Here is a 26723-nt window from a genome sequence, read left to right as displayed (position 1 = left end):
GGGCGGGGCGCGGGTGCCCGAGGCTTGCCACTATCGCCCGTCGTGGACCGCATTCCGGTGTGAGCGCACTCACCGTTTGGGCCGCTGAGGCCGTCACCCGCCGGTCTGCCGTCGGCACGTTGGGTACAGACGATCTCGCCGCCGTTGAGACCGGCGCCACACCCGTGGGGGCCCGGGGGAGACCGTCGGGCCCCGGCGGGGGTTCAGCGGAGGTCGCCGAGCCGGCGGTGACGCAGGGCCCGCGCCGCGAGGCGGTCCGGCTCCGGCAGCGCCGCCAGCCCGCCGAGCGCGGCACCGACCGTCCGTCCCAGCCGCGCGCAGAACGCCTCCGGCTCGTCCGCCGCGTCCGGCCGCTCCTCGACCACCTCGTCCACCAGCCCGACCTCCGCCAGGTGGCCCGCGCCGATGCCCTGGGAGCGGGCCAGCTCGGCGGCGTGCCCGCCGTCCCGGTGGACGATCGCGGACGCGCCCTCCGGTGGCAGCGGCGCCAGCCAGGCGTGCCCGGCGGCGAGCACCCGGTCGGCCGGGAGCAGCGCCAGCGCGCCGCCGCCCGAGCCCTGGCCGAGCAGCACCGCCAGGACGGGCGTGCGCAGCGCCAGCAGGGTGGTCAGGCAGTGCGCGATCTCGACCGCGATCCCGTCCAGCTCGGCCTGCGCGGACAGTTCGGCCCCGGCCGTGTCGACGACCGTGACCAGCGGCAGCCCCAGTTGCTCCGCCACCCGCGCGGTGCGCCGGACGGCCCGCAGGTCGGCGGCGGTGAACGGGCGCTCGTGCTCCGGGGTCTGCCGCTGCTGGCCGACCACCAGGACCGGCCGACCCCCGAGGACGGCGAGGGCGCGGACCAGCGCGCCGTCCCGCCCGCCGGGGGCGTCCAGCAGCACCAGTTCCTCGGCGGTGTGGCGCAGCAGCTCGCGGGTGCCCGGGCGGTCGGGGCGACGGGTGCGGCGGACGGAGTCCCAGGCGTCGGGGTGTTCGGCGGCCCCGTCGGGGGTGGGGTCGGGAGCGAGGCCGGGGCCGGGACCGGGGGCGCCGGTGCCGCTGGTGTCCGTGCTGCCCGGGGCGGGCGCGGTGGTGGCGAGGACGGCGAGCGTGCGGCGGACCAGTTCGCGCAGGTCCTGCGGCGGCACGACGGCGTCCACCAGGCCGCGTCCGGCGAGCGTCTCCGCCCGCTGCACGTCCGGGGGCAGTTCCACGCCGCGCAGTTCCTCGTACACGCGCGGGCCGAGGAAGCCGAGCCGGGCGCCCGGCTCGGCGAACACCAGCTGGCCGAGCGTGCCCCAGGAGGCGAAGACCCCGCCCATGGTCGGGTTCCGTAGATAGGTGAGATAGGGGAGACCGGCCGCGCGGTGCGCCTGGACGGCGGCGGTGATCCGCAGCATGCACAGGAAGGCCGCCGACCCCTCCTGCATGCGCGTCCCGCCGGAGACGGGCAGGGCGAGCAGTGGCAGCCGCTCGGCGGTGGCGCGCTCGACGGCGCGGGTGATCCGCTCGGCGGTGGCCACGCCGATCGAGCCGCCGAGGAAGCCGAACTCGGAGGCGACCAGCGCCACCGGCCGCCCGCCGACCAGGCCGGCACCGGTGAGGACGGCCTCGTCGAGACCGGTGCGTGCGCGGGCCCGGTCGAGCGAGGCGCGGTAGCCGGGGTCGGCCTGGTCGGTGGGCGGGTCGGCCGGCGGCTCGTCCCAGCCCTGGAAGGCGCCAGGGTCGACCAGCAGTCCGATCAGCTGCCGCGCGGTCAGCGGCGCGCCCGTGGCTGTGGCCGGGTGCGGTCCCGTGCCCGCGCTCGTGTTCGTCCCCGTGTTCATGCCCACCCCGTCAGCGGTCGTTCCGGTCCGACATGATCCGTCACTCTATGCGGCGCGACTGGAGCGGGGAGCGAACGTGAGGAAGCTGTGAGGAGCCGACAGCGGTCGGGTTGCTAGTTCGACGGCGGTCGACCCATGGGGTGTCCGGGCGGTTCGTGGACGGCGCCGGCCGGGCTCGGGTCGGAGCTGGGATACGGCTCAAGTCGCTGGTCAGACAGGTGAGTTACCCGTCGGTTAATAGTTTGTCGCAGGGCTTCCGGAGTTGTCGGTGGCTGGTCACACTGGTGGACATGACCCGCACTCTACGCGCGTGGAAGACCCGCGCTGCCGCCGTCACCGCCGTCGCCCTGATGACCCTCGCGCCCGTCGCCGTCGCCACCGAGGCGCACGCCGACGTGAGCGGCACGGTGTGTCTGTCCGCCCTCCCGCCCGAGGCGACCGACACCCTCAACCTGATCGCCACCGACGGGCCGTTCCCGTACTCCCAGGACGGCGTCGTGTTCCAGAACAGGGAGCACGTCCTGCCCAGCCAGTCCAACGGCTACTACCACGAGTACACCGTCATCACGCCCGGTGCCCCGACCCGCGGCACCCGCCGGATCATCACCGGTCAGGCGACCCAGGAGGACTACTACACCGGTGACCACTACGTCACGTTCTCGCTGATCGACCAGGGCTGCTGACACGCGCCCCACGCCCCTCCCGGCCCCGGCGCACGTCTCCGCCGGGGCCGCCGGAACGACGGGCCCGCCGGATCGCCGAGGGGCGGCCCCCCGCCCGCCCCGGCGGCCCGCCGCGACCGGCCTCAGAGCTCGGACGGCCCCCAGGCGTCCACCACCAGCTCGTCCCCGACCCGCAGCGTGCCGGGCCGCAGCACCGCGAACTTGCTGCCGAACGCGACCCCGCCGACCGCCGCCCGGCGGTAGCCGGCCGGCGTCCGCAGCGGCTCCGGACCGGCCTTCGCGCCCGTCGACTGGTCGACCAGCGTCACCGAGCAGCGGATCGCGAGCTTGGCATAGGCCAACTCGGCGCCGCCCACGGTGATCCGGCGGGCCAGGTCCTCGGTGTGCGGTTCGTCCCAGCCGTCCACCACCAGGTTCGGGCGGAACCGGTCCGCCGGCACGGGGAGTCCGCCGCTCAGCGCGTTGAAGCGCTCCAGCGACGCGCGGGACAGCAGGTGCACCGCGCAGCTGTCGGCGTAGCCGGACGTGCCCGGTACCAGCCCGTCGGTCACCCGGTCGTGCTCCGGCGGCACCCGGACCAGCCGGCTGCGGGCACCCAGCACCCCGGACAGCCAGCCGGCCACCTCCTCGCCCTGGTCGATCCCGAAGAACGGGGCGCCGAACAGCTGCACCGCCCGGCGCGGACCCTCGGTGTCCACGGCGACGGTCACCGGCTCCACACCCGGGGCGTCGAGGGTCAGCCGGCGGCCGTCCTCCCCGACCGTCGGGCGGACCGTGGCCAGCAGGCGGTCCCGGCGCTGGGAGCGGAACACCCCGTCCTCGTCCACCACCATGAACGCCCGGTCGTGGGCCAGCCCCGCCGGAGTCAGCTCCGCCCGCGCCACCTCGACCCCGGCGCACCCCTTCACCGGGTAGTACCGCAACTCCACCACTTCGGCCATGGCCGCCCCCTCGACTCACCGCGGCCCCTCGCGAGCCGCTCCGGACCCCTCGCGGAATCAACGCCTCCGTAGGGTAGTTGACCGCCGCCCGACCACCCGCCCCCGGGATTGCTAGGGTCGGGACATGGCACCGAGCAGCGCGAACCCCCCGGGAAGGCTCCGGCGCGACGCCCAGCGCAACCGCGACCTGCTGCTCGCCGCCGCCCGCGGCATGTTCTCCCGGCACGGCCTCGACGTCCCGCTGGACCAGATCGCCAAGGAGGCCGGCGTCGGCAACGCCACCCTCTACCGCCACTTCCCGACCCGCGAGGCGCTGATCGGCGAGGTGTTCGCCGACGCCGCCGTCGGCCTGGCCGGGGCCGGCGAGGAAGCCCTCGCCGCCGAGGACGCCTGGACCGCGCTCGAACACTACTTCGAGCGCATCTTCGAACTCGTCGCCGCCGACCGGGGCATCAACGACCTCGTCACCCAGGCCATCCCCACCATCCCCGGCATGATCGAGATCAGCCGCCGGAACGCCGCCACCGTCGGCGCCCTCATCGCCCGCGCCCAGGACCAGGGCACCATGCGGCGCGACGTGGTCACCATGGACCTGCTCTTCCTGCTCGGCCCGCTCTGCCGCGCCCTGCCCGCCACCACCGACCTGCGCCCCGACCTCTGGCGCCGCTACCTCGCCCTGCTCCTCGACGGCTTCCGCACCCAGGCCACCCACCCGCTGCCGGTCCCCCCGATCGGGGAGGAACACCTGGACCGGATGTTCGCCGACCTCTGGGAAGCCGAACCACCGGAGGGATAGGCAAGCCGTTTCACACCGGGAAACGGTCGGCCTTCACCAGAGTGCCGTGACGAGGATGGAGGAGGATGTCCGGACTGCCCGTTGCGCTGCGGAGAGGTCACTGACGATGGCTGCGTACGTGCTGATTCCCGGGGCCGCGTCCGGCCCGTGGTACCGGCACCTGCTGGAGGCCGAACTGCGCCGGCGGGGCCACGACGTGGTGGCGGTGATGCCCGGTGACCACTGCCCCATGCCCGGCCACCCCGCAGCGCTGGCCGACCACCTGGAGGCGTACCGGACCGCGTCGTAGCGACCCCGGGGCATCAGGGACACGTACGGAACACCCGCGCGCGCGTCAGAGGCGTGTCAACGGGCGCCGGAGGTGCGGTGCCGGCCCGCTTTGCTGGAGGACGACAGCACAGCACGGCGGTACGGACCGAGAGGCGGGGCGCACCATGGCGGACAGCGAGATATCCGGCGCGGACGGGGCAGCGGAGCGGGCCGACCGCGCGGGCCGGATCGTCGTCGGCGTCAGCGGCTCGCTCGGCAGCCTCGCCGCCCTCCACCACGCCGTCGCCGAAGCCCACCGCACCGACGCCGAGGTCCTCGCCCTCCTCTGCTGGACCTCGCCCGGCGAAGAGATCGGCTACCGCCGCACACCCTGCCCGGCCGCCATCACCGCCGGCCGCGACGCCGCCGTCGCCCGGCTCCGGCAAGCCCTCGACGAGGCCTTCGCCGGCCGCTACGCCGGAGTCCGGCTGCGCTGCCAGGCCGTCCGCGGCGACACCGGACACACCCTGGTCCGCTTCGCCGACCACCCCGACGACCTGCTCGTCCTCGGCGCGGGCAGCAGCCGCGGCTGCCTCTCCCGGGCGCTGCGCCCCTCCGTCACCGCCTACTGCGTCCGGCACGCGAGCTGCCCCGTCCTGGCCGTCCCCCGGCCGCCGCTGCAGCGCGACCTGGAGGCCATGGAACGCGGCCACGGCCTGCGCTCCCTCGTCGCGGGGCGGTAGGCCGCGCCCTGCCTGTGGTGCCGCTACCTACGACAGCCCGGCGGCCTCGGCGAGGACGGTGGCGGTCCGGCGGCCGGCACGCAGCACCGCTTCGGCGGTGGTGGGGAGGCAGCGGTCCGCCTCGGCGTCGTACACGGTCATGATGACGCCCGCGTGGTCGGTGGCGGGTTCGAGAACCCGTACCGCGGACATCTGCTTTGTCAGAGCAGCGCTCAGTTGCCGGGTGTGCTCGATGTCCAGCACCCCGTCCTCCGTGCCGTGGACCAGCCAGAGCGGGACGGGAGAGGGCTGCTCGGCCAGCAGGTCGAGAGGGGCGTCCCCGGTGGTGATCGCCAGGCGGGCGTAGCTGGAGGAGATGCCGACGGCGGCGATGGGACGCCGCTCGGCGGGGGTGTCGGGGTGGGTGGCCACGGCTATGGCCTCCCGGCCGCCCAGCGACCAGCCGGCCAGGACCAGGCGGTCCGGGTCCCCGCCGTACGCGGCGGCGGTGCGGCGGGCGTGGGCGAGCGAGGCGAGCAGCTCGGCGCGGCCGCCGTCAGGCCGGTCGGAGCGCCAGTCCGGGACGAGCACCAGCAGGCCGAGCCCGGCGGCCTCCCGGGCGAGCGGCCGCAGCACGTCGCGCTCGTCGGGGCCCCGGCCGTGCCACAGCAGTACGACGGGCGCGGGCCCGGCGGTGTCGGCGGGCGGGCGGTGCACGTCCATGAGCCGTCCGTCGGCGTACGGGGTGGCCTCGGGTTGAGCGCTCGTCATGCGGGGTTCGCCTCCGGTTCGGTGATTGATCACGGAGCTGGTACTGTACTTCTCGTCGCGAGGGAGATGATTCCTCGTCAGGCGTCAGTGGTGCTACCAGAGCACGTCCTACTTTCAGTAGGAAGAGTCCGTGCGATCCGGGCCTGGCGCTCCAATTGTCGGACGGGGTCCGGTGCCTTTCAAAGGGTGCCGGGCCTTGTTTGCTTTTGGGGTGCGGGTTGGTCGGGGTTCGGTGTGTGGGTGTGGGGCTGGTATTGTTCTGGGTGTCGCGAGGGAGATGATTCCTCGTCAGGCGTCAGTGGTGCTACCAGAGCACGTCCTACTTTCAGTAGGAAGAGTCCGTGCGATCCGGGCCTGGCGCTCCAATTGTCGGATGAGGTCCGGTGCCTTTCTAAAGGTGCCGGGCCTTGTTTGCTTTTGGGGAGGCGATCTCCGTGCTCGGTCGGACGGCGACGTCGGTGATCCTGTCCTCCCCGGTGGAGCAGCGGGTCCTGCTGCCCTCGGAATAGCCCCGGCCGGAAGCCCGGAAGCCCGGAAGCCCCGGCCTGGGCCGGGCCGGGGCTCAGGACGGCTGGCGGTCGGAACCGAGTTCGCGGGAGATCCGCAGCCCGGCCTGGGCGACGACGGGGCCGAGGGCGCGGACGCGGGCGGCGGTCATGCGGGAGGTCAGGCCGGAGACCGACAGGGCGGCGGTGACCTCGCCGGCGTGGTCGAAGATCGGTGCGGCGACGCAGCGGACCTCGGGTTCGTTCTCGCGGTCGTCGATGGAGTAGCCGCGGGCGCGGATCCGGGCGAGGTCGGCGCGCAGCCGGGTCTCGTCGGAGATGGTCCAGGCGGTGACCGGGCGCAGGCCTGCGGCGACGACCTCGGTGACGGCCTCGTCGGGCAGCCAGGCGAGGATGGCCTTTCCGGTGGCGGTGCAGTAGGCGGGGGCGCGGCTGCCGACGCGGGAGGCCATGCGGACGTTGGTCTCGTCCTCGACCTTGTCCAGGTAGACGATTCCGGGGGCCTGCCAGACGGTCAGGTGGACGGTCTCGCCGGCCTCGCGCTGGAGTCGGCGCAGGTGTTCGGCGGCGACGCTGCGCAGGTCGAGGGTGGAGAGGTAGGCCTGGCCGAGGCGCAGTGAGCCGTGGCCGAGCCGGAACCAGCCGGTCTCGCGGTCGCGGTCGAGGAGGTGCTCGTCGAGCAGCGGGCCCGCGAGCCGCAGCACGGTGCTCTTGTTGAGGCCGAGCGCTTCGGCGAGTTGGGCGAGCGGGACGCCGCGCCCGTCGCTGTGGTCGCGGACGTGGCCGAGGACGGCGAGCGCGCGGCGCAGCGAGGACGACTGGTTGCGTTCGGTCGCGGGTTTGCGCCCGGCGGCTGCGCCCGAGGGTCGTTCGGCCGCAGCGCCGGTGGGTCTGTCGGCCGCCGTGCCCGCGGGCCGCTCGGTCTCCGCGTCGGGCCCCGTCTCCGTCATGGGTGGTCCGTCCCTGTCTCGTTCCGCTGTCGAGTGCCACTGCCGTGTACTGCAGCCGTGTGCTGCTGCCGCGTGCTGCCGGTGTTCCCCCCGCTCGACGGCGGCGGTTGTCAGAAGGTACCCGTTCGCGTCCGCAACGCCGCTTCTTCGACACAACGTTGTGCAGTGCAAAACTTCCCGAACCCCCTCTTGTTGGCGCCGATCGCCCGCGCTTAACGTCCCTGCCATCGAGCAGGCGACGCCGCCCCACCCGAACGGTCCGCCCTGCCGTACCCCCGTACCGGCCTGCCCGGGACGCCCCCCAACGCGTCCGGGCCGTCCTCCACCCACACCCACCATCGGCCCCGGTCAGGGCCTGCTTCGACGTACCCGTCCCCAGCGGCGCACGTCTCGGCGGCAACTGTCGGGAGGGGAGGTTCTCCACCCATGCGACTCATCAGACGGACTGCCGCGGCCGCCGTGCTCGCCGCCAGCTGCCTCGCCGCGACCGCCTGCGCGCCGGGCACCGCCGCGCCGGCCGGCGACAAGGCCGCCGACGACCGGACCGGCACCCTCCAGGTCTGGCTGTACAACGAGGCGGGCAACGCGGCCAAGGAGGCCGTGGTCGGCAAGGCGGTGAGCGAGTTCCAGGCCTCCCACCAGGGCGTCACCGTCAAGGTCAGCTACATCGACACCGACGCCTCCGCCCGCGCGGCCAAGATGAAGGGCGCCTTCAACGACCCGGGCAGCGCCCCGGACCTGGTCGAGTTCGGCAACACCGACCTCCCCGGCTACGTCGCGGCCGGCGGCCTCGCCGAGATCGGCGCCGACCTCGACAAGTGGCAGGACAAGGGCGACCTCGACCCGGCGATCGTCAAGACCGCCGTGGTGGACGGCAAGACGTACGGCCTGCCCTGGTGGGTCGCCGTGCGCGCGCTCTACTACCGCAGCGACCTGTTCACCGAGGCCGGGCTGACCCCGCCGACCTCGTACGCCGAACTTGTCACCGCCACCCAGAAGATCCACGCCGCGAACCCCGACACCTTCGGCATCGCCGTCGGCGGCAAGTACACCTTCGGGGCGCTGCCGTTCGTCTGGGACGCGGGCGGCGACATCGCCGCCAAGGACGGTTCCGCGTACAAGGCGGCCATCAACTCGCCCGCCTCGCAGGCCGGGATCAAGCGCTACACCGATCTCTTCGGCGCCGACGGCTGCCCCGCCCAGCAGTGCGCCGACCTCACCGGCGGCAAGACCGTCGACCTGTTCGCGGCCGGCAAGTCGGCGATGGCGATCCTGCCCAACTCCAGCCGCAGCAAGGTCGACGGGGGCCCGGTGAAGGGCAAGTACGGCGTGGTGCCGCTGCCCGGGGAGAAGGCCGGCTCGATCGCCCCGGCGTTCGCGGGCGGCAACAACCTCGGCGTGATGAAGGCGGCCAAGCACCGCACGCTCGCCCTTGAATTCGCCGAACTGCTGGCGGGCCCGGCGTACCAGGAGCAGATGTACGACGCGATGGGCAACCTGCCGACGCTCAAGTCCGTCAGCGGCAAGGTCGCCGCCAAGGACGCCTTCCTGAAGCCGTTCACCGACACCATCGCGGCCGGCACCAGGTTCGTCCCGCTCGACCAGGCGTGGGCGCAGATCGACGCCCAGGCGGTGATCCCGACCATGCTGCAGCAGGTGGTCACCGGCAAGGCGGACGTGGCGAAGGCCTCGGGCGACGCCGCGAACCAGATCACCTCGGCCTTCGCCGCGCACTGACGGCGGCCGCGCACCCGCCTCCGACCCCCGGCCCCGCCTCCAACCCCCGTACCAACCCCTGGTTCCGTACCACCTCCTGGTCCCGCACCGACCTCCTGGTCCGCGGAAGAGAGCAGGTCCCGCACGTGTCCGCATCCACCACGACCGCCCCGACGGCGCCGCCTTCCCCGCGCGGGCGCCGTGGGGGCACGGCGCCGGCCGCACCCTCGGGCGGCCGGCGCCGCCGGCCCCCGCTGCTGCTGCTCCTGCCGGCCGCGGTCATCCTGATCCCGCTGGTCGCCTACCCGATCTACCAGCTGGGCCTGCTGTCCGTGCTGGACTTCGGGCAGGCCCAGGCCTCCGGGGGCGCCCCGACCTCCTTCGTCGGCTTCGGCAACTATTCGAAGATCCTGAGCGACGGCCAGTTCTGGTCGGTGCTGCTGCAGACGGTCGGGTTCGCCGCGTTCTGCGTGGTCGCCACCCTGGCCGTCGGCGCGACCCTCGCCGTCCTGCTGACCAAGGTCGGGCGGTGGCCCCGGCTGGTGCTGACCACCGCCGCGATGGCGGCCTGGGCGGCTCCGGCGATGACCGGTTCGACGGTGTGGAGCTTCCTGTTCGACACCAACCTCGGCCTGGTCAACCACACGCTGGTGAAGCTCGGGCTCACCGGCTTCCACGAGTTCAACTGGTTCTACGACAAGTGGACGGCGTTCCTGATCGTCGGCGCCGTCGTGGTGTGGCACTCCTTCCCCTTCGTGATGGTCACCCTCTACGCGGGGATCCGGGCGATCCCGGAGGAGATCATGGAGGCCGCCGCCCTGGACGGCGCCAACACCTGGACGACCTTCCGCCGGATCACCGCGCCGATGCTGCGGCCGATCCTGACCATCGTGGTGATCCAGTCGGTGATCTGGGACTTCAAGGTCTTCACCCAGATCTACGTGATGACCGAGGGCGGCGGCATCGCCGGCCAGAACCTGGTGCTCAACGTGTACGCGTACCAGAAGGCGTTCGCCTCCTCGCAGTACGGGCTCGGCGCGGCGATCGGCGTGATCATGCTGCTGATCCTGGTGATCCCGACGGTCCTCTACATCCGCACCCTGCGACGGACGGGGAACGAACTGTGAGCGCCCTGAACCCCGTCCGGGACTCCCGGACCGGCACCGGCGGAACCGGCACCGCCCGGAGCCGCACCACCCGCAACACCCGCGGCCGTTGGCGGCTCGCCGCCAACACCGGCGCGATCGTGCTGGCCATGGTCACCGCCTTCCCGATCTTCTGGATGGTGCTGTCCGCCTTCAAGCCCAAGGGCGAGGTGCGGTCGCTGGATCCGAAGCCGTGGACGGCGCACCCCACGCTGGAGAGCTTCCGCCAGGTGCTCAGCGTGGACGGCTTCGGCCGGTACTTCGTGAACAGCCTGGTGATCGCGGTGTCGGTGGTGGTGCTCTCGGCCGTCGTGGTGTTCCTGGCGGCGGTGGCCGTGACCAGGTTCCGGTTCAGGTTCCGCACCACCATCATGGTGATGTTCCTGATCGCCCAGATGATCCCGGTCGAGGCGCTCACCATCCCGCTGTTCTTCATGTTCCGCGACGCCGGCCGGTTCGCGCCGGGCATCGGGCTGAACACCCTCGCCTCGCTGATCCTGGTGCAGTTGGCGTTCTCGCTGCCGTTCGGCATCTGGATGATGCGCGGCTTCGTCGCGGCCGTCCCGGTGTCGATCGAGGAGGCCGCGCAGATCGACGGCGCCAGCCGCACCCGCATCCTGTGGCGGATCCTGCTGCCGCTGGTGGCCCCGGGCCTCGCCGCGACCAGCGTGTTCTCCTTCATCGCCGCGTGGAACGACTTCGTCTTCGCGAAGACCTTCATCATCAGCGCCACCCAGAACCAGACCCTGCCGTCCGCGCTGCTGGTCTTCTTCAAGCCGGACGAGAACGACTGGGGCGGCATCATGGCGGCGTCGACGCTGATGACGGTGCCGGTGCTGATCTTCTTCATCGCGGTCCAGCGCAAGCTGGTGTCCGGGCTGGCGGGCGCGGTGAAGGACTGACGCCGGCCGGCGTGGTGAAGGACTGAGGCCGACCGGGGCGGTCGGGCGGGCTCCCCCCGTCCGGCCGCCCTGCGATCGTGCCACGCCGTGCGGCCGGTACCGGACGCCGATCCGCGGGCCCACCGGCCGGGCCGTCCTCGGGACGGCGGTTAGGCTTCCGCCATGCCTGGCCGGCACCGGTGGACGGGGCTCCCCTCCCCGGTGCGGCGGCCGGTGATCAGCCACCGCGACGGCGGCTCCGCCGCACAGATGGGGAAGACGATGAGCAAGCCCACGAGGACGGCCGCGCAGCCGCCGGCGGCACCCGGTGCCGACAGTCACGACCTGATCCGCGTGCACGGCGCGCGCGAGAACAACCTCAAGGACGTCAGCGTCGAGCTCCCGAAGCGGCGGCTGACGGTGTTCACCGGCGTCTCCGGCTCCGGCAAGAGCTCCCTGGTGTTCGACACGATCGCCGCCGAGTCGCAGCGGCTGATCAACGAGACCTACAGCGCCTTCGTCCAGGGCTTCATGCCGACCCAGGCGCGGCCCGAGGTCGACGTACTGGAGGGGCTGACCACCGCGATCATCGTCGACCAGCAGCGGATGGGCGCGGACCCCCGCTCCACGGTCGGCACCGCCACCGACGCCAACGCGATGCTGCGGATCCTCTTCAGCCGGCTCGGGCAGCCGCACATCGGCTCGCCCAAGGCGTTCTCCTTCAACGTCCCCTCGATCAGCGGGGCGGGCGCCGTCACCGTCGAGCGCGGCGGGAAGACCGTCAAGGAGCGGCGCAGCTTCAGCATCACCGGCGGCATGTGTCCGCGCTGCGAGGGCCGCGGCAGCGTCTCCGACATCGACCTCACCCAGCTCTTCGACGACACCAAGTCGATCTCCGAGGGCGCGATCACCATCCCCGGCTGGAAGACCGACAGCTGGTGGACGGTGGGGATCTACGCGAACTCGGGCTTCCTCGACCCGGACAAGCCGATCCGCAAGTACACCAAGAAGGAGATGCAGGACTTCCTCCACCGCGAGCCGACCAAGGTCAAGGTCAACGGGGTCAACCTCACCTACGAGGGGCTGATCCCGAAGATCCAGAAGTCGATGCTCACCAAGGACCGGGACGCGCTGCAGCCGCACATCCGGGCGTTCGTCGACCGGGCGGTCACCTTCACCGCCTGCCCCGACTGCGGTGGCACCCGGCTCAGCGAGGCGGCCCGGTCGTCGCTGATCGGCGGGACCAGCATCGCCGACGCCTGCGCGATGCAGATCAGCGACCTGGCCGCCTGGGTCCGCGACCTCGACGAGCCGGCCGTGGCGCCGCTGCTCGGGACCCTGCGGCACACCCTCGACTCGTTCGTGGAGATCGGGCTGGGCTACCTCTCGCTCGACCGGCCGTCCGGCACGCTGTCCGGCGGCGAGGCGCAGCGGGTCAAGATGATCCGGCACCTCGGCTCGGCGCTCACCGACGTCACGTACGTCTTCGACGAGCCCACCACCGGCCTGCACCCGCACGACATCCAGCGGATGAACGAACTCCTGCTGCGGCTGCGGGACAAGGGCAACACGGTGCTGGTCGTGGAGCACAAGCCGGAGACCATCGCGATCGCCGACCACGTCGTCGACCTCGGACCCGGCGCCGGGACGGCGGGTGGCTCGGTCTGCTTCGAGGGCACCGTCGAGGGGCTGCGGTCCAGCGGCACCGTCACCGGCCGCCACTTCGACGACCGGGCCGCGGTCCGCAAGGCGGTGCGCGAGCCGAACGGCACCCTGGAGATCCGCGGCGCGAGGGCGAACAACCTGCGCGACGTCGACGTCGACATCCCGCTCGGGGTGCTGACCGTGATCACCGGCGTCGCCGGCTCCGGGAAGAGCTCGCTGGTGCACGGCTCGATCCCCACGGGCGCGGGCGTGGTGTCCGTCGACCAGGGCGCCATCCGCGGCTCCCGGCGCAGCAACCCGGCGACGTACACCGGGCTGCTGGAGCCGATCCGCAAGGCCTTCGCGAAGGCCAACGGCGTCAAGCCGGCCCTGTTCAGCGCCAACTCCGAGGGCGCCTGCCCCAACTGCAACGGCGCCGGGGTGGTCTTCACCGACCTGGCGATGATGGCCGGCGTGGCCAGCACCTGCGAGGAGTGCGAGGGCAAGCGCTACCAGGCCTCGGTGCTGGAGTACCACCTCGGCGGCCGCGACATCAGCGAGGTGCTCGCGATGCCGGTGACCGAGGCCGAGGAGTTCTTCGGCACCGGCGAGGCCCGCATCCCGGCCGCGCACCGCATCCTCGCCAACCTCGCCGACGTCGGGCTCGGCTACCTCAGCCTCGGCCAGCCGCTCACCACGCTGTCCGGCGGCGAGCGGCAGCGGCTCAAGCTGGCCACCCACATGGCCGAGAAGGGCGGCGTCTACGTCCTCGACGAGCCGACCACCGGCCTGCACCTCGCCGACGTCGAGCAGTTGCTCGGGCTGCTCGACCGGCTGGTGGACTCCGGCAAGTCGGTCATCGTCATCGAGCACCACCAGGCGGTGATGGCGCACGCCGACTGGATCATCGACCTCGGCCCGGGCGCCGGCCACGACGGCGGCCGGATCGTCTTCGAGGGCACGCCCGCCGACCTGATCGCCGCCCGCTCCACCCTCACCGGCGAGCACCTCGCGGCCTACGTCGGGGGCTGACGGCCCCGGCGTTCGACCCCTTCGGCGTTCGACCCCTTCGACGGTCGAACGCTTCGGCGGCAGGGCGGTGCCACGCCCCGGGCACTACCCTGCTGCCATGGCGATCCACGGCTTCGGGGCCACCGAGTTCCAGCTCGTGCTGCTGCGCCGGATGGCCGACTTCAACCCGGAACCGGTCGAGCAGGCCGTGCGGCGGCTCGGCGCGACCCGGGCCGCCATGCGGGAGGCGAACAAGCGCTGGCAGGCGATGGTCCGCTCGCCCCGGTTCCCACGCGGCGCCGACCGCTGCGCCGCCGTCCTCGGCCCGCCGCAGGCGGTGGTGCCGCGCCGGATCGGGGACCTCGCCTGCACCGCGCGGCAGTGGGCGCTGCCGCTCTGGCCCGAGCTGCGCTTCGAGAGCCTGCTCGGTCCGGCGCAGGCCGGTCGGCCGCTGCTGAACGAGTGGCTGGTGCGCGGACCGGACGCCCCGGCGCCCGGGCTGCGCACCCTCGCCGACCTCGCGCCGTGGAGCTGCGTGGTCGCCGACCTGGGCGCCGCGTTTCCGCCCGCCCGGCCGCGCGAGGGCAGCGCGCCGACCCGCTTCCAGCTCGACTTCACCGCCCCGGACGCCGACGGGCGGGCGCGCCCGTGCACCGCCGACTTCACCTGGGGGCTGCTCCAGGAGGTCCGGCCGGACGGTCCTTAGGCCTGGGCCGGGTGGACGGTCCGCCCGCCGACGACCGTGCGCTCGGGCCGCAGCTCGCGCAGCACGTCCACCGGGCAGCTCAGCGGATCGACCGGCCACACCGTCAGATCGGCCAGCGCCCCCGGCCGCAGGCTGCCGCGTTCGGCGCTCTCGCCCATCAGCCGGGCCGCGTGGACGGTGTGCAGCGCGACCGCCTCGGCCCGGTCGACGGCGTGCTCGGGCCCCACCACCCCGGCGGTGGTCCGGCGGGTCGTCATGCCCCACACCGACACCATCGCGCCGTACGGGCCGACCGGGAAGTCCGAGCCGGCGGCCAGCAGCGCGCCCTCGTCGAGCCATTCGCGCAGCGGGAAGATCCCGGCGGTCCGCTCCTCGCCCCAGGCCCGCTGCTGGGCGAGCGCGCCGTCGTGCAGCAGCGGGTGCTGCACGGTGACGGGTACGCCGAGCGCGATCGCCCGGGCCCGCTGGTCGGCCCGGGCCAGTCCGCCGTGCTCGACCACCAGCGTGCCGGGCGGCAGGCCGGGGCGCTGGTCGAGCACCTCCTCGAAGACGTCCAGCAGGGTGCGCAGGCCGCGGTCGCCCCAGGCGTGCACGCCGACCCGCCAGCCGCGCCCGACCACCCGGTCGACGGCCGCGACCAGCTCCTTCGGCTCCCAGAGCAGCCGGCCGTGGTAGCAGGGCCGGTCCTGGTACGGCTCCTCCAGCGCGCCGGCCTCGAAGCCGCCGTCGATGCCGAACTTCACCCCCCACAGCCGCAGCAGGTCGTCGTCCTCGCCGGCGGCGCGCCAGGCGTCCATCCGGTCCAGCAGCTCGTCGACCTGCTCGGGGGTGCGGGCGGCGAAGCCGGAGACCAGCGCCCGGACCCGGACGGCGAGCGCGCCGGCGGCCCGGGCCGCGAGCAGCACGTCGAGGTCCTCGACCGGGACGAGGCAGTCGCGGACGGTGCCGATGCCGGTGGCGGCGTAGCCGGCGGAGGCGGCGCGCAGGCCGGCCACCCGTTCGGCGAGCGCGGGGCGCGGCAGCATCCGCTCGACCAGTTCGACCGCCTTGTTGACCAGCCGCCCGGTGAGTCGCCCCCGGTCGTCGCGTTCGAGCAGGCCGCCGGGCGGGTCGGGGGTGTCGGCGGTGATGCCGGCGAGGCGCAGCGCGGCCGAGTTGAGCACCATGTTGTAGGCGCCGCGGCGGACCAGGACGGGGTGGTCGGCGGTGGCCTCGTCCAGTTCCGCGGTGGTGGGCAGCCGCTGCTCGGCGAGCAGCACCTCCTGCCAGTTGACGGTGGTGTGGATCCACTGGCCGGGCGGGGTCTGGGCGGCGCGTTCGCGGATCAGGCCGAGGAACGCGGCGAGGTCGCGCGCCCGGTGGACGGGGACGCCGTGGACGCTGTGGCCGGCCAGGATCAGGTGGGTGTGGGTGTCGTCGAAGGCGGGCAGCACCGTCGCGGCGGGGGCGTCCAGGACCTCGGTGGCCGGTCCGACCAGGTCGTCCAGGCCGTGCGGGTCGGGGGACAGGGCGGTGATCCGTGCCCCGGTGACGGCGATCGCCCGCTGCGGCGGCCGGCCGGGGACGAGGGTGTGGACGGCGGCGGCGCGGACGAGGAGGTCGGCGGGGGCGGGGTCGGTCATCGCGGCTCCTGGTGGGGTGGGGCGCCGGCCGACAGGCCGGTGACCTTCTCGACGTGCCGCAGGCTGGGCTCGGCGAGCAGCGCGTGCAGCTCGGTGAAGACGGCCCGCGCGGCGACGGCGTTCCAGTCGGCGGGCAGCAGCGGTTCGGGCAGGCCCGGGTCCAGGTAGGGCAGCCGGCGCCACTGGGTGAGCATCGGGACGTAGTCGCGGAACGCCTCGACCGGGTCGACCCGCGGCCGGCCGCGCAGTTCGGCGGCGACCGGGCGCCAGGCGTCGTCGAAGGCCGCGTACTGCGCCTCGATCGCCGGGAAGTCCCACCAGCCGGCCACCGCGGTGCGCAGTTCGGCGAAGCCCGCGTACTCGGCGGACAGGAACAGGTGCACGTAGGCGCTCAGCCCGAGGCGCTCCAGCAGCCGCCGGGCGTCCGGCAGCAGCCGGGCGGGCGCCAGCCAGACGCCGGGGGCGGCGTTGCCGAAGCCGAGCCAGCTCAGCCGGGAGCGCAGCTGGTGGCGGTGGGCGCGCTCGGACTCGGGCACCGAGAAGACCGCGACCACCCAGCCGTCGGCGAGTTCGGCGGGCTCCAGGCTGTGGAAGATCCGGCGGTCGCCCTCCTCGAAGACCGGGTCCATCGCCGGGGCGAGCCGGTAGCCGGTGCCGTCGCGGCGCTCCTGGAACAGGGTGCCGGCCTTCTTCAGCCGGGAGATGGCCGAGCGCACCGCCGGGCCGTCGACGTCGAGTTCGGCCATCAGCGCGATCAGGTCGGCGATCGAGATCCAGCCGCCGAGGCGGCGCACGAACTCGCCGTACACGGTGTGGATGAGCGAGCTGGGCCGGGTCGTGCTCTCCGACATGGTGCGCCTCCTCCCCGGCAGCTCGTGGTGATCATAGCGGTGGGAGCCCGGCGTCAGGCCTGGGCGTAGGCGCCGGAGAGCAGGTGCCCGGCGCCGGGGGCGACGGCCGGCAGGCCGAGGGCGCGCAGCAGTTGGTGGGCGGTGCAGATCGCCGCCGAGACGACCGGCTTGCCGAGCTGCTGTTCGGCTTCCTCGACGGCGGACAGCGAGGGCAGCTGCACGCAGGCCGAGAGCACCACCGCGTCGGCCTCGGCGTGGGCGAGACGCCGGGCGATGGCGGGGAGCCGCGCCGGGTCGTGGGCGGCCACGTCGAGGTTGTCGGGGATCTCCAGGGCCGCGTAGTCGAGCACTTCGATGCCCTCGTGGGCCAGGTAGTCGACCACGGTCCGGGCCAGCGGCCGCAGGTACGGGGTGACGAGGGCGACCTTCTTGGCGCCGAGCGTGTGCAGGCCGGTCACCAGGGCGCCCGCGCTGGTGACCACGGGGGCGGGGGCGCCGTTCTCGGCGGTGCGCCGGTGCAGGCGCTGTTCGGCCTCGCGGTGGTAGCCGGGGCCGGTGGCCATCACGGCGACCAGGCAGGCGTAGCCGAGCACGTCGACCCGGGCGTCGGAGAGTTCGGCCGCGCAGCGGTCGGACTCGGCGTCCATGGCGCGCAGTTGCTCGGGGGTGACCCTGGTCATCCGCATCCGGCTGGAGTGGAAGGTGAACCGCTCGGGCGCGACCGCCTCGCGGGCCCGCAGCAGGGCGGGGACCTCGGTCTCCATGGTGACGTTGGAGCTGGGGACGATCTGGCCGATCCGGTAGGTGGTCATGGGGTGCTGGGGCTCCTCTCGGGAGCTGGCCGGGGTGGGGTGCTCCGCTCAGCGGGCGTCGACCACCGGGTTGGCGAGGGTGCCGATCCGCTCGATGGTGGCCTCGACCAGGTCGCCGGGCTGGAGGAACTGCGGCGGCACCAGGCCGGCGCCGACGCCGGACGGGGAGCCGGTGGCGATCACGTCGCCCGGTTCGAGGGTGACGCCGGAGGAGATGTCGGCGATCAGGCGGGCGATGCCGAACAGCATGTGGCGGGTGTTGGAGTCCTGTCGCAGCTCGCCGTTGACCCTGAGTGAAAGGTCGAGGTCCTGCGGGTCGGGGATCTCGTCGGCCGTGACCACGACCGGGCCGAACGGCGCGTAGCTGTCCTGTCCTTTGGAGAAGAACCACTGCCCGGAACGGCGCTGGTCGCGGGCGCTGACGTCGTTGACGATGCTGTAGCCGAAGACGTGCCGCCAGGCGTCCCGCTCGGCCACCCGGAAGGCCGGCTCGCCGATCACCACGGCGAGTTCGCACTCCCAGTCGAGCTGCTTGGTCAGGTCGGCGTTGTGCCGGATGGGCTGGCCCGGGCCGGTGACGGCGGTCGCGGGCTTGCTGAACAGCACCGGCCGGTCGGGCAGTTCGCGCTCGGTGTCCAGGGTGCGGTGCGATTCGGCGACGTGCTCCACGTAGTTGAGGCCGACACCGACGATCTTGCCGGGCCGCAGGGGCGCGCGCAGCGAGACCTCGGCGAGCGGGCGGACGGCGGGGTGGCCGGGCCCGGCGTGGGACAGCAGCGTGCGGGCGGTGGCCAGCGCGGCCTCGCCGGCCCGGACCAGGTCGAGCAGGCCGTCGGGCAGCCGGGCGCCGGCGGCGGTGGCGAGGGCGGTCAGGTCGGCGACCTGGTCGCCGAGCCGGGCGCCGAGGCGCGGGGTCTCGTCGCCGTCCGCGCAGTAGGTCAACAGGTGCATGGTCGGGGCTCCTCGGGGTTGCCGGGCGGTGGTGGGGCGCGTGTCCGGTGGGTCAGGCCGGGCCCTGGTGCCCGTCGTGCGCCGGGTGGGCCTCCTCGCGGTAGAGGCCGAGCGAGTGCATCACCGGGAAGTCGTTGAAGGAGAACAGGCAGGCGTCCTCGCCGGGGTCGAGGTTCGCGTGCTCGTGCCAGGCCCAGGACGGGACGACGAAGACGTCGCCCTGCTGCCACTCGAAGCGCCGCCCGGCGATCACCGAGACGCCGCGCCCCTTGGCCGCCGTGTAGACCACCGAGCCGGTGTGGCGGTGGGCGCGGGTGGCCTGGCCGGGGCGCAGCAGTTGCAGGTGGGCGGCCATGGTCGGCATCACCGGGCCGCCGGTGACCGGGTTGGTGTACTCCATGATGACGCCGTCGTACGGCGATCCCCCGGTGGCGCGGGCGAGTCGGCACAGCGCGTGGTAGCTCGGCTCCCAGGGCCAGCCGAGCAGGGGGGAGTAGGGCCTGCTCCAGGTCTCGACGCCGTACGGGAGCAGGTTGCCGCCGTAGCTCAGCAGCGAGGAGTTCACCACCGGGCCGGGCCGCTGGTACAGCTCCGGGTGGACCTCGTAGAAGTTCGCGTCGAGCATGTTGACCAGCGGGATGTCCAGGCCGTCCTGCCAGATCACCGGGGCGTCGTCGGACTCGTTTCCGTGCTCGTGCCAGGAGTTGTTGGGCGTGATGGCGAAGTCGCGCGGGCCGACCCTGAGCTTCTGGCCGTCCACGACCGTCCAGGCGCCGGTGCCCTCGTGGACGAAGCGCAGGGCGGCGGCCTGGTGGCGGTGCGCGGTCATCGCCTCGCCGGGGCCCATGATCTGGAGGCCGGTGTACAGCAGGCCGACGGCGGCGCTCAGTTCGCGGCGCCCGGGGTTGACCAGCATCACCACCCGGCGGCCGGCGTCGTCGGCCTTGACCAGCGGCAGCGCCTTGCGGACCAGCGGGCGCAGGTCGGCGTAGCGCCAGAGCACCGGCACCGACTTGGGCTGCGGGTACCAGGGCTCGATCTCGTTCGCCACCGTCCACAGGGCGCCGGCCTCGTGCTCGGCCAGTTCCTCGTAGTAGGCGGTGAGTTCGGGGCTGTCGGTGACCCTGGCGCGGCCGAGCTGGTCGTCGTCGTGGTCGGCCGTGCGGCCCTGGTCGGTGGTGCCGTGGGGGTTGGCGGTGCCGTGGGGGTCGGTGGTGCCGTGGCGGTCGGTCGTGCCGTGGCGGTCGGTCGTGCCGTCGTCGCTGGTCATGCCTGCTCCTCCGGGAACACCAGCGGCCGCAGCGGGCGGTTGTCCACGTGCAGCCGGAAGACGTCGAAGCGGTTGTAGTGGCCGACGATGTCGTGCATCTGCTTGGGTTGGATGCACCGGCCGAGGTCGATCTCGGCGTAGACGATGCCCTCCTCGTCCACCAGCGGCTCGCCCACCGGGCGTCCGTCGGGGCCGAAGATGCCGGACAACGCGCTGCGCGGGCGGGCGAGTTGCTTGCGCACCTGGTGGTCGTCGCCGGCGATCAGGTCCACCATCTCGGGCGAGATGGTGGAGCAGGAGACCACGGTGAACAGCTTGCCCTCGAAGCAGTGCGCGGCGGCGCGCAGCGCGATCGCCTCCGCCATGTCGTAGTCCTCGGGGGCCACCGGCAGGGCGATGTAGCTGGCGGCGTGGACGAGTTCGCCCTGGGCCAGCAGGGTGAAGCGGGCCAGGGTGTTGGTGTTCTCGCCGCAGGCGAGCGCGCCGAGCGGGCCGACGGCCGTGCGGTGCACCCGCAGGGAGCTGCCGTCGCCGGGCGTCCAGGTCAGCTTCTCGGCCCAGGTCGGCACCAACTTGCGGTGCACGGCGAGGAGTTCTCCGTCCGCGCCGATGATCAGCAAGGTGTTGTGGAGCACCCCGAGGCTGTGTTGGCCGCGTTCGTTGACGCCGATCACCAGCACCACGCCGGCCTGCCGGGCGGCGGCGCGCAGCGTGTCGACGTACGGGCCGGGGACGTCGACGGCGGCGCGGTAGAGGCGCTCGTACCAGGGCGAGCCCTGCACCGGGTTCATCGTCCAGTTCCAGTACGGGTAGCCGGGGACGAAGACCTCGGGGAAGACCACCAGGGCGGCGCCGTGGCCGGCCGCCTCGTGGATCAGGGCGACGGCCTTGTCGACGGTGGCGGCCGGGTCCAGGTAGACGGGGGCGGCCTGGACGGCCGCGGCGGTGAAGCGGGGCAGGTCGGGCATGGTTCCTCCTCGGCTGCTCAGCGCGGTTCGGGGGTGGGCGGCGGCCAGCGGCGGTGCACCGGCGCGGCGGGCTCGGCGAGCAGGTGCAGGCGCGGTGCGACCCGGTCGGCGTTCGGGCCCGGTGGTCTGCGGCTGCCCGCCGACCAGGGGCCGGGCCAGTGCGCGCCCGGCCCGGTGTAGCCCTGCTCGGCGGCGGCGTGCAGCGTCCAGAGCGGGTCGTACAGCTGGGCCCGCCCGATCGCGACCAGGTCGGCCCGCCCGGCCAGGAGCACGGAGTTGGCGTCGTCGTGCCCGGAGATCGCGCCGACCGCGATGGTCGGCAGGCCGGTGGCGGCGCGGATCAGCTCGGCGAACGGGGTCTGGTACCCGCGTCCGTACGGCGGCCGCTGGTGGGCGACCACCTCGCCGGTGGACACGTCCACCGCGTCCGCCCCGCCGTCGGCCAGCGCGCGGCCGATCGTGACGGCCTCCGGTCCGGTGGTGCCGCCGGGCGCCCAGTCGCAGGCCGAGATCCGCACCAGTAGCGGCCGCCCGGCAGGCCAGACCGCGCGGACGGCCGCCAGCACCTCCAGCGGCAGCCGCAGCCGGTGCGCGAGCCGGCCGCCGTAGCGGTCGGTGCGGTGGTTGGTCAGCGGTGAGAGGAAGCCGGAGAGCAGGTGGCCGTGGCCGAACTGCAGCTCCAGCGCGTCGAAGCCGGCCCGTGCCGCGCGTTCCGCCGACTCGGTGAAGTCCGATACCACGGTGGCCAGTTGGGTGGCGGTGGCCGCGTGCGGGGGAGGGCTGTCCGGGCCCCAGGGGAGCGGGGAGGCGGCGAGCAGCGGCCAGCCGTCGGCGAGTGGACGCCCGATCCCGTCCGGGCCGGGTGCGGCGGTGGCGCCCCGGCGGCCGGCGTGGGTCAGCTGGAGGCCGACCGGGGTGTCGCTCACCGCGCGGACGGCGTCGACGAGTTCGCGCCAGGCCGTCTCCTGGCGGTCGTTCCACAGCCCCGGGCAGCGGTCGGTGGCCCGGCCCCCGGGGCTGACGGCGGCCATCCCGGCGAGGACCAGCCCGGCGCCGCCGAGCGCGTGCGCGGTCAGCTGGGCCCGGTCGAAGCCGCTGGGCAGGGTGTCGGTGGAGGTGAAGGTGGCGAGCGGGGGCACCACGACGCGGTTGCGCAGCTCCAGGGCGCCGAGCTTCAGCGGCCGGAACATCGGCGGCACACCGGGCGGGCCGCCGGCGGCGGCGTCCACCGCGTCGACGAAGTCGGGGTCGCGGGCCCGCAGGTTGCCGTAGGTGACCCGGCGGCTGCGGGTGAGCAGGTTGAACGCGAACCGGTCGGCGCCCTGCCCGGTGCGCCGCTCCACCGTCTCGAACCACTCCAGGCTCGCCTGCGCGGCCCGCTGGGTGGACTCCACCACCGGGCGCCGCTCCGCCTCGTAGGCGGCCAACGCCTGCTCCAGCGCCGGCTGTTCGTGCAGGCTCGCGGCGAGCGCGAGGGCGTCCTCCAGGGCGAGCTTGGTGCCCGAGCCGATCGAGAAGTGCGCGGAGTGCGCCGCGTCGCCGAGCAGCACCACGTTGCGGTGGCGCCAGCGGGCGTTGCGCACGGTGGTGAAGCGGATCCAGCGGGAGGCGTTCGGGATCAGCCGGTGGCCGTCCAGGTGCCCGGCGAGCAGGTCCGCGCAGCGCCGCACGCTCGCCTCGTCGCTCGCGCCGCGGGCCGGCTCCCGGGCGGCGAGGGCGGCGAACCCGGCGCGGCGCCAGGCGTCTTCGGCGATCTCCACGATGAAGGTGGAACGGGTCGCGCTGTACGGGTAGGCGTGCACCTGGAGGGTGCCGAAGTCGAACCGCTCGACGATGAAGGTGAAGGCCTCGAAGACCTTGTCGGTGGCGAGCCAGATGTAGCGGCAGTGCCGCTCGTCCAGGTCGGGCCGGAAGGTGTCGGCGTAGGCCGCCCGGGTGCCCGAGTGGATGCCGTCGGCGGCGACCACCAGGTCGTACTCGGCGGCGAGCCGGTCGACCGGAGGGGCGGGGGTGCGGTAGCGCACGTCCACCGCGAGCTGCTCGCAGCGCTGTTGCAGGATCGCGCGCAGCCGGTTGCGGTCGAGTGCCGCGAAGCCGTGCCCGCCGCAGGTGCGGACCTCGCCCGCGTAGCGCACGTCGATGTCGCTCCAGCGGGCGAACTCGGCACCGATGGCGGCGAAGACCTCCGGGTCAGCCTGGGCGATGCCGTCCAGCGTCTCGTCGGAGAACACCACGCCGAAGCCGAACTCGTCCTCCCGGCCGTCGCGTTCGAAGACGGTGATCTCCCGGTGCGGTGCCAGCCGTTTGGCGAGCGCGGCGAAGTAGAGCCCGCCCGGACCGGCGCCGATCACCGCGATGCGGCGGGCGGTGGTGGGGTTCGCGATGCGGCGGGCCGCGGTGGTGCGGGCGGTGGTGGTGGTGCGGGCCGCGGTGGTCACCGCACCACCTCCGGCTGTTGCGGTCCGGCCTCGGCCAGCGCGCGGCGCACCGGCGCGGGCCAGGGTTCGGCGCCCTTGGCGTTCGGCGCGGCGTGCACCACCGACATCCGCCCGGACGCGGCCAGGCCGTGCGGGCCGTGCACCTCGAAGGCGTAGTGCAGCGAGGAGCCGCCGACCCGGACCACCCGCAGCTCGGTGCGGACCAGGTCGCCGAACCAGAGCCGCTCGCGGTAGTCGGCCTCGAAGTGCACCCGCGGGATCCGCCCGAACAGCTCGGCCAGGCCCAGCCGGCGCAGCAGCGCCGCCTCCGCGGCCTCGGCCCAGCGCTGGACGGCCGAGAAGTGGTAGTGACCGGCCGCGTCGGTGTCGGACCACTCGACCCGGCGCTCGATCGCCACACTGGCCGGGGCGGTCGCGGCCAGCCGGCGCAGCTCGGCGCGGTGCAGCTTGCCGGTGGCGGTGCGCGGCAGCCGGGTGACGAACTCGACCGCGCGCGGGTACTTGTACGGGGCGATGGTCCGTTTGACGTGCTCCTGGAGGCTCCGCACCTGCTCCGGCCCGGTGGGCGCGCCCTCGCGCAGCACCACGTAGGCCTTCACCACGGTGCCGCGCCGTTCGTCCGGCGCCCCGACCACCGCGCAGTCGGCGACGTCGGGGTGGGCGGCGAGGGCCTGCTCGACCTCGGGGCCGGCGATGTTGTAGCCGGCCGAGACGATCATGTCGTCGTTGCGCGCCTGGTACCAGAAGTAGCCGTCCCGGTCGCGGACGTAGGTGTCGCCGGTGAGGTTCCAGCCGTTGCGGACGTAGTCGCGCTGGCGCTCGTCGTCCAGGTAGCGGCAGCCGGTCGGGCCCTTGACGGCGAGCAGACCGGGCACGCCGTCCGGCACCGGCCGGCCCTGCTCGTCCAGGACGGCGGCCCGGTAGCCGGGGACGGGGCGGCCGGTCGCGCCGGGGCGGATGTCGCCGTCGGCGGCGGAGATGAACACGTGCAGCAGCTCGGTGGCGCCGATGCCGTCGATCAGCCGCTGCCCGGTGGCCGCGTGGAAGGCCTCCCAGAGGGCGGCGGGCAGGTGCTCGCCGGCCGAGACGCAACGCCGTACGCCGGACAGGCGGTCGGCGAGCCCGGCGGCCAGGATCGCCCGGTAGGCGGTCGGCGCGGTGAACAGCACGCCGACCCGGTGCCGGTGGACCTGCTCGGCGAGCTGCTCGGGGGTGGCCTGCTCCAGCAGGAGGCTGGCGGCGCCGGCGCGCAGCGGGAAGACCACCAGGCCGCCGAGTCCGAAGGTGAAGGCGAGCGGCGGGGTGCCGGCGAACAGGTCGTCGGGGGTGGGGCGCAGGAGGTGGCGGGAGAAGGTGTCGGCGTTGGCGAGCACGTCGCGGTGGAAGTGCAGGGTGGCCTTGGGCCGTCCGGTGGTTCCGGAGGTGAAGGCGATCAGCGCGACGTCGTCGGCGGCGGTGGGCACGGCGGTGAAGCCGCCGCTCTTGGCGGCGCAGCGGGCGGTCAGGTCCTGGGGGCCGGGCCCGCCGAAGGCGAGCACCCGCAGGCCGGGTGTCTCGGCCCGGGCGAGGTCGTCCAGGTAGCGGTGGTCGCACAGGGCGATGGCGGGCCGGGCGATCCGGTGCAGTCCGGTCAGTTCGGCGGCCCGCAGCAGCGGCATGGTGCTGACGGCGACGCCGCCGGCCTTCAGGACGCCGAGCCAGCAGGCCACCAGCCAGGGGGTGTTGGGGCCGCGGAGCAGCACCCGGTTGCCGGTGGCCAGGCCGAGGTCCTCGGTCAGCAGCCGGGCCACCCGGTCGGCGTGGTCGCGCAGTTCGCCGTAGGTCCACTGGCCGGTCGGGGTGAGCAGGCAGCGGCGGTCGGGGCCGTACCGGGCGATCGTTCCGTCGAGCAGCGCCTGGGCGCAGTTCAGCCGGTCCGGATAGAACAACTCCGGTATGTCGAAGCGGAGTTCTGGCCACTGGTCGAAGGGTGGGAGATGGTCGCGGCAGAACGTGTCCACGTGCGCGGAGGGGGATAGCTCCATGGGCGGGCACCTCATCGTGCGAGCGGGGAGTGAGGCCAGTATGGCGTGTTGGTGACGCCAGTCAAGAGAGCGATACACGCATTCGGGGGAGCGGGCCCCTCGCGGCCTCACCGGTGGCCCCACCCGTGTCCCGGCGCAACGGCAGCCGCACCCGGCGACCGGTTCGGTCGGGGTGCGGCGCGTTCAAGCAGGGGCTGCGGGCGGCCGGGTCAGGCGGTGGCCCCCTGGGCGGCGGCGTCGGGCTCGCGGCCGTCCTCGGCCTGCTGGGCGCGTTCGGCCAGCAGTCGGGCGAACAGGGCCAGCACCGGAGTGGCGGCGTCGGAGCCCGGGCCCGAATCGCGGACGTACAGCAGCGTGATGCCGACCCGCACCAGGGCCTCCGCCCCTTCCGCGCCGTGCGTCCGGGCGGCGCGCTGGTCGCCGATCGAGGGGAGGGGGACGGCGGCGGCCGCGTCGGCGCCGCCGACGTGGGCGAGCATCGCGTCGAAGGCCCGGCCGGCGGCGTCGGCGGAGGCGAAGGTGACCACGGTGAACTGTGCGCTGTGCGTGGTCACGGCGCGGAACGTCACGGTGGCGTAGGCGAGTTGCTGGTCACAGGCGTCCGGGAGCAGGCAGGGCACGTCCTCGCCCGGGCCCGCTCCCGACTGTGGGCCGCTCTCCACCTGCCAGCCGCCCGGCATGGCCCGCAGGTCGGGTAGCACGCCCTGCACCTGGGCCGGGTCGCGCAGCGTCCGCCCGGCGTGGGCCAGGTCGGGCCCGCCCGGCCGCAGCAGCGGGCGCGAGCCCAGGTTGATCCCGACGGCGACCAGGGCGGTGACCACGATCAGCGCCAGCGTGACGAGGACGGGGGCGGCGCCGATCCGGGCGGCCCGGGCCTGGGCCCCGGCGACGGCCGGATCGACCCGGAGGTGGACGGTCGGCGGGTCGGCGGGCCGGCCGAGCTCGGTGGTGGCCAGGTACCGCGCGAACGCCGGGTCCGTGGTGAGCAGTTCGCCGACGGCGGCGGTCAGCCCACCCCGCGCCCGGGCGTCCCCCGGGTTCGCCTCGACCGCGTCCACGGCCCGGGCGCCCTCCGGCGTCGCCCGCAGCCGCACCCGCACCAGATCCGCCACCGACCGCCCCGGGCCGCCCGCCACCCCCTCGGCCGCCCGCACCAGCACGCCCACCACCACGGGCACCAACTCCTGGCCGTCCCCCACGGCAACTCCCCCCGCCCAACGAGTCGTTGCCCCCACGATCCCGGACCGGGCGGCGCCGCGCC

The 26723-nt window shown here is 74.0% G+C and carries 21 protein-coding genes and 2 pseudogenes; 9 read left to right on the top strand and 14 right to left on the bottom strand.

The features are described 5' to 3' along the window. Nucleotides 1–203 precede the first annotated feature (203 nt). A complete protein-coding gene (locus tag AB0O82_RS19625; protein WP_363585243.1) occupies nucleotides 204–1805 on the bottom strand; it encodes a carboxyl transferase domain-containing protein in 1602 nt (533 codons plus the stop codon). A gap of 350 nt (nucleotides 1806–2155) precedes the next feature. Here AB0O82_RS19625 and AB0O82_RS19620 point away from each other — a divergent pair, with 350 nt between their 5' ends. Next, nucleotides 2156–2488, top strand: a complete 333-nt coding sequence (locus AB0O82_RS19620; RefSeq protein WP_363585315.1) for a ribonuclease — start codon at nucleotides 2156–2158, stop codon at nucleotides 2486–2488. Between the two features lie 122 nt (nucleotides 2489–2610). On the opposite strand, the gene AB0O82_RS19615 is transcribed toward AB0O82_RS19620, so the two are convergent. Next, nucleotides 2611–3429: an MOSC N-terminal beta barrel domain-containing protein gene (locus AB0O82_RS19615; protein WP_363585241.1), complete on the bottom strand. Its 819-nt coding sequence runs from the start codon at nucleotides 3427–3429 to the stop codon at nucleotides 2611–2613. A gap of 124 nt (nucleotides 3430–3553) precedes the next feature. Here AB0O82_RS19615 and AB0O82_RS19610 point away from each other — a divergent pair, with 124 nt between their 5' ends. From AB0O82_RS19610 to AB0O82_RS19600, 3 genes are all read left to right on the top strand, one after another. Further along, nucleotides 3554–4225 carry a helix-turn-helix domain-containing protein gene (locus AB0O82_RS19610; RefSeq protein ID WP_363585239.1) on the top strand — a complete coding sequence of 224 codons (672 nt, stop codon included), beginning with the start codon at nucleotides 3554–3556 and terminating at the stop codon, nucleotides 4223–4225. A gap of 106 nt (nucleotides 4226–4331) precedes the next feature. Beyond that, on the top strand, nucleotides 4332–4514 hold the full coding sequence (locus AB0O82_RS19605) for a hypothetical protein (protein ID WP_363585237.1): 183 nt from the start codon (nucleotides 4332–4334) through the stop codon (nucleotides 4512–4514). Between the two features lie 145 nt (nucleotides 4515–4659). Beyond that, nucleotides 4660–5217, top strand: a complete 558-nt coding sequence (locus AB0O82_RS19600; RefSeq protein WP_363585235.1) for a universal stress protein — start codon at nucleotides 4660–4662, stop codon at nucleotides 5215–5217. Nucleotides 5218–5244: 27 nt separating this feature from the next. On the opposite strand, the gene AB0O82_RS19595 is transcribed toward AB0O82_RS19600, so the two are convergent. Both AB0O82_RS19595 and AB0O82_RS19590 read right to left on the bottom strand, forming a co-directional pair. Next, the gene (locus AB0O82_RS19595) at nucleotides 5245–5967 is read right to left on the bottom strand and encodes an alpha/beta hydrolase (RefSeq protein ID WP_363585233.1); all 723 of its coding nucleotides are present in this window, start codon (nucleotides 5965–5967) and stop codon (nucleotides 5245–5247) included. Between the two features lie 562 nt (nucleotides 5968–6529). After that, nucleotides 6530–7423: an IclR family transcriptional regulator gene (locus tag AB0O82_RS19590; RefSeq protein WP_079136066.1), complete on the bottom strand. Its 894-nt coding sequence runs from the start codon at nucleotides 7421–7423 to the stop codon at nucleotides 6530–6532. Between the two features lie 426 nt (nucleotides 7424–7849). On the opposite strand from AB0O82_RS19590, the gene AB0O82_RS19585 reads away from it, so the two are divergent. From AB0O82_RS19585 to AB0O82_RS19565, 5 genes are all read left to right on the top strand, one after another. Then, nucleotides 7850–9160, top strand: coding sequence for an extracellular solute-binding protein (locus tag AB0O82_RS19585; RefSeq protein ID WP_363585231.1), 1311 nt, complete (start codon nucleotides 7850–7852; stop codon nucleotides 9158–9160). 125 nt (nucleotides 9161–9285) lie between these two features. Next, nucleotides 9286–10266 carry a sugar ABC transporter permease gene (locus AB0O82_RS19580; protein WP_063350256.1) on the top strand — a complete coding sequence of 327 codons (981 nt, stop codon included), beginning with the start codon at nucleotides 9286–9288 and terminating at the stop codon, nucleotides 10264–10266. Between the two features lie 128 nt (nucleotides 10267–10394). Next, a complete protein-coding gene (locus AB0O82_RS19575; RefSeq protein ID WP_363585314.1) occupies nucleotides 10395–11186 on the top strand; it encodes a carbohydrate ABC transporter permease in 792 nt (263 codons plus the stop codon). A 261-nt stretch (nucleotides 11187–11447) separates the two neighbouring features. Beyond that, entirely contained in the window at nucleotides 11448–13841 is a 2394-nt protein-coding gene (locus tag AB0O82_RS19570) for an excinuclease ABC subunit UvrA (RefSeq protein ID WP_363585313.1), read from the top strand. Nucleotides 13842–13938: 97 nt separating this feature from the next. Beyond that, on the top strand, nucleotides 13939–14526 hold the full coding sequence (locus AB0O82_RS19565; RefSeq protein WP_363585229.1) for a hypothetical protein: 588 nt from the start codon (nucleotides 13939–13941) through the stop codon (nucleotides 14524–14526). Here AB0O82_RS19565 and AB0O82_RS19560 read toward each other — a convergent pair. The 10 genes and pseudogenes from AB0O82_RS19560 to AB0O82_RS19515 form a co-directional block, all read right to left on the bottom strand. Further along, entirely contained in the window at nucleotides 14523–16148 is a 1626-nt protein-coding gene (locus AB0O82_RS19560) for an amidohydrolase (RefSeq protein ID WP_363585227.1), read from the bottom strand. The two genes, AB0O82_RS19565 and AB0O82_RS19560, sit on opposite strands and share 4 nt — an antisense overlap. Further along, nucleotides 16145–16999, bottom strand: a complete 855-nt coding sequence (locus tag AB0O82_RS19555) for a PaaX family transcriptional regulator C-terminal domain-containing protein (protein ID WP_363585225.1) — start codon at nucleotides 16997–16999, stop codon at nucleotides 16145–16147. The genes AB0O82_RS19560 and AB0O82_RS19555 overlap by 4 nt, the downstream gene beginning before the upstream one ends. Before the next feature lie 53 nt (nucleotides 17000–17052). After that, nucleotides 17053–17811 carry an Asp/Glu racemase gene (locus tag AB0O82_RS19550; protein ID WP_363585223.1) on the bottom strand — a complete coding sequence of 253 codons (759 nt, stop codon included), beginning with the start codon at nucleotides 17809–17811 and terminating at the stop codon, nucleotides 17053–17055. A 48-nt stretch (nucleotides 17812–17859) separates the two neighbouring features. After that, nucleotides 17860–18762 (bottom strand): fumarylacetoacetate hydrolase family protein, encoded by a 903-nt coding sequence (locus AB0O82_RS19545; RefSeq protein ID WP_363585221.1) that lies wholly within the window; start codon nucleotides 18760–18762, stop codon nucleotides 17860–17862. Between the two features lie 52 nt (nucleotides 18763–18814). Then, a complete protein-coding gene (locus AB0O82_RS19540) occupies nucleotides 18815–20032 on the bottom strand; it encodes a cupin domain-containing protein (RefSeq protein ID WP_363585219.1) in 1218 nt (405 codons plus the stop codon). Further along, a complete protein-coding gene (locus AB0O82_RS19535; RefSeq protein WP_363585217.1) occupies nucleotides 20029–21000 on the bottom strand; it encodes a carbon-nitrogen hydrolase family protein in 972 nt (323 codons plus the stop codon). Before AB0O82_RS19535 ends, AB0O82_RS19540 begins: the two co-directional genes overlap by 4 nt. 17 nt (nucleotides 21001–21017) lie before the next feature. Beyond that, nucleotides 21018–23384, bottom strand: coding sequence for an FAD-dependent monooxygenase (locus AB0O82_RS19530; protein ID WP_363585312.1), 2367 nt, complete (start codon nucleotides 23382–23384; stop codon nucleotides 21018–21020). 50 nt (nucleotides 23385–23434) lie between these two features. Further along, nucleotides 23435–23806: pseudogene (locus AB0O82_RS19525) on the bottom strand (thioesterase family protein); the annotation flags it as partial. 57 nt (nucleotides 23807–23863) lie between these two features. After that, a pseudogene (locus tag AB0O82_RS19520) lies at nucleotides 23864–25462 on the bottom strand (AMP-binding protein); the annotation flags it as partial. Nucleotides 25463–25671: 209 nt separating this feature from the next. Further along, complete coding sequence (locus AB0O82_RS19515) at nucleotides 25672–26661, bottom strand: hypothetical protein (protein ID WP_363585215.1); 990 nt, start codon at nucleotides 26659–26661, stop codon at nucleotides 25672–25674. Between the last annotated feature and the right edge of the window lie 62 nt (nucleotides 26662–26723).

Source organism: Kitasatospora sp. NPDC088264 (genome assembly GCF_040685715.1).
Taxonomy (GTDB): Bacteria; Actinomycetota; Actinomycetes; order Streptomycetales; family Streptomycetaceae; genus Kitasatospora.
Note: the sequence above shows the minus strand (reverse complement) of the source record. Positions and strands in the feature narration are given on the sequence as shown.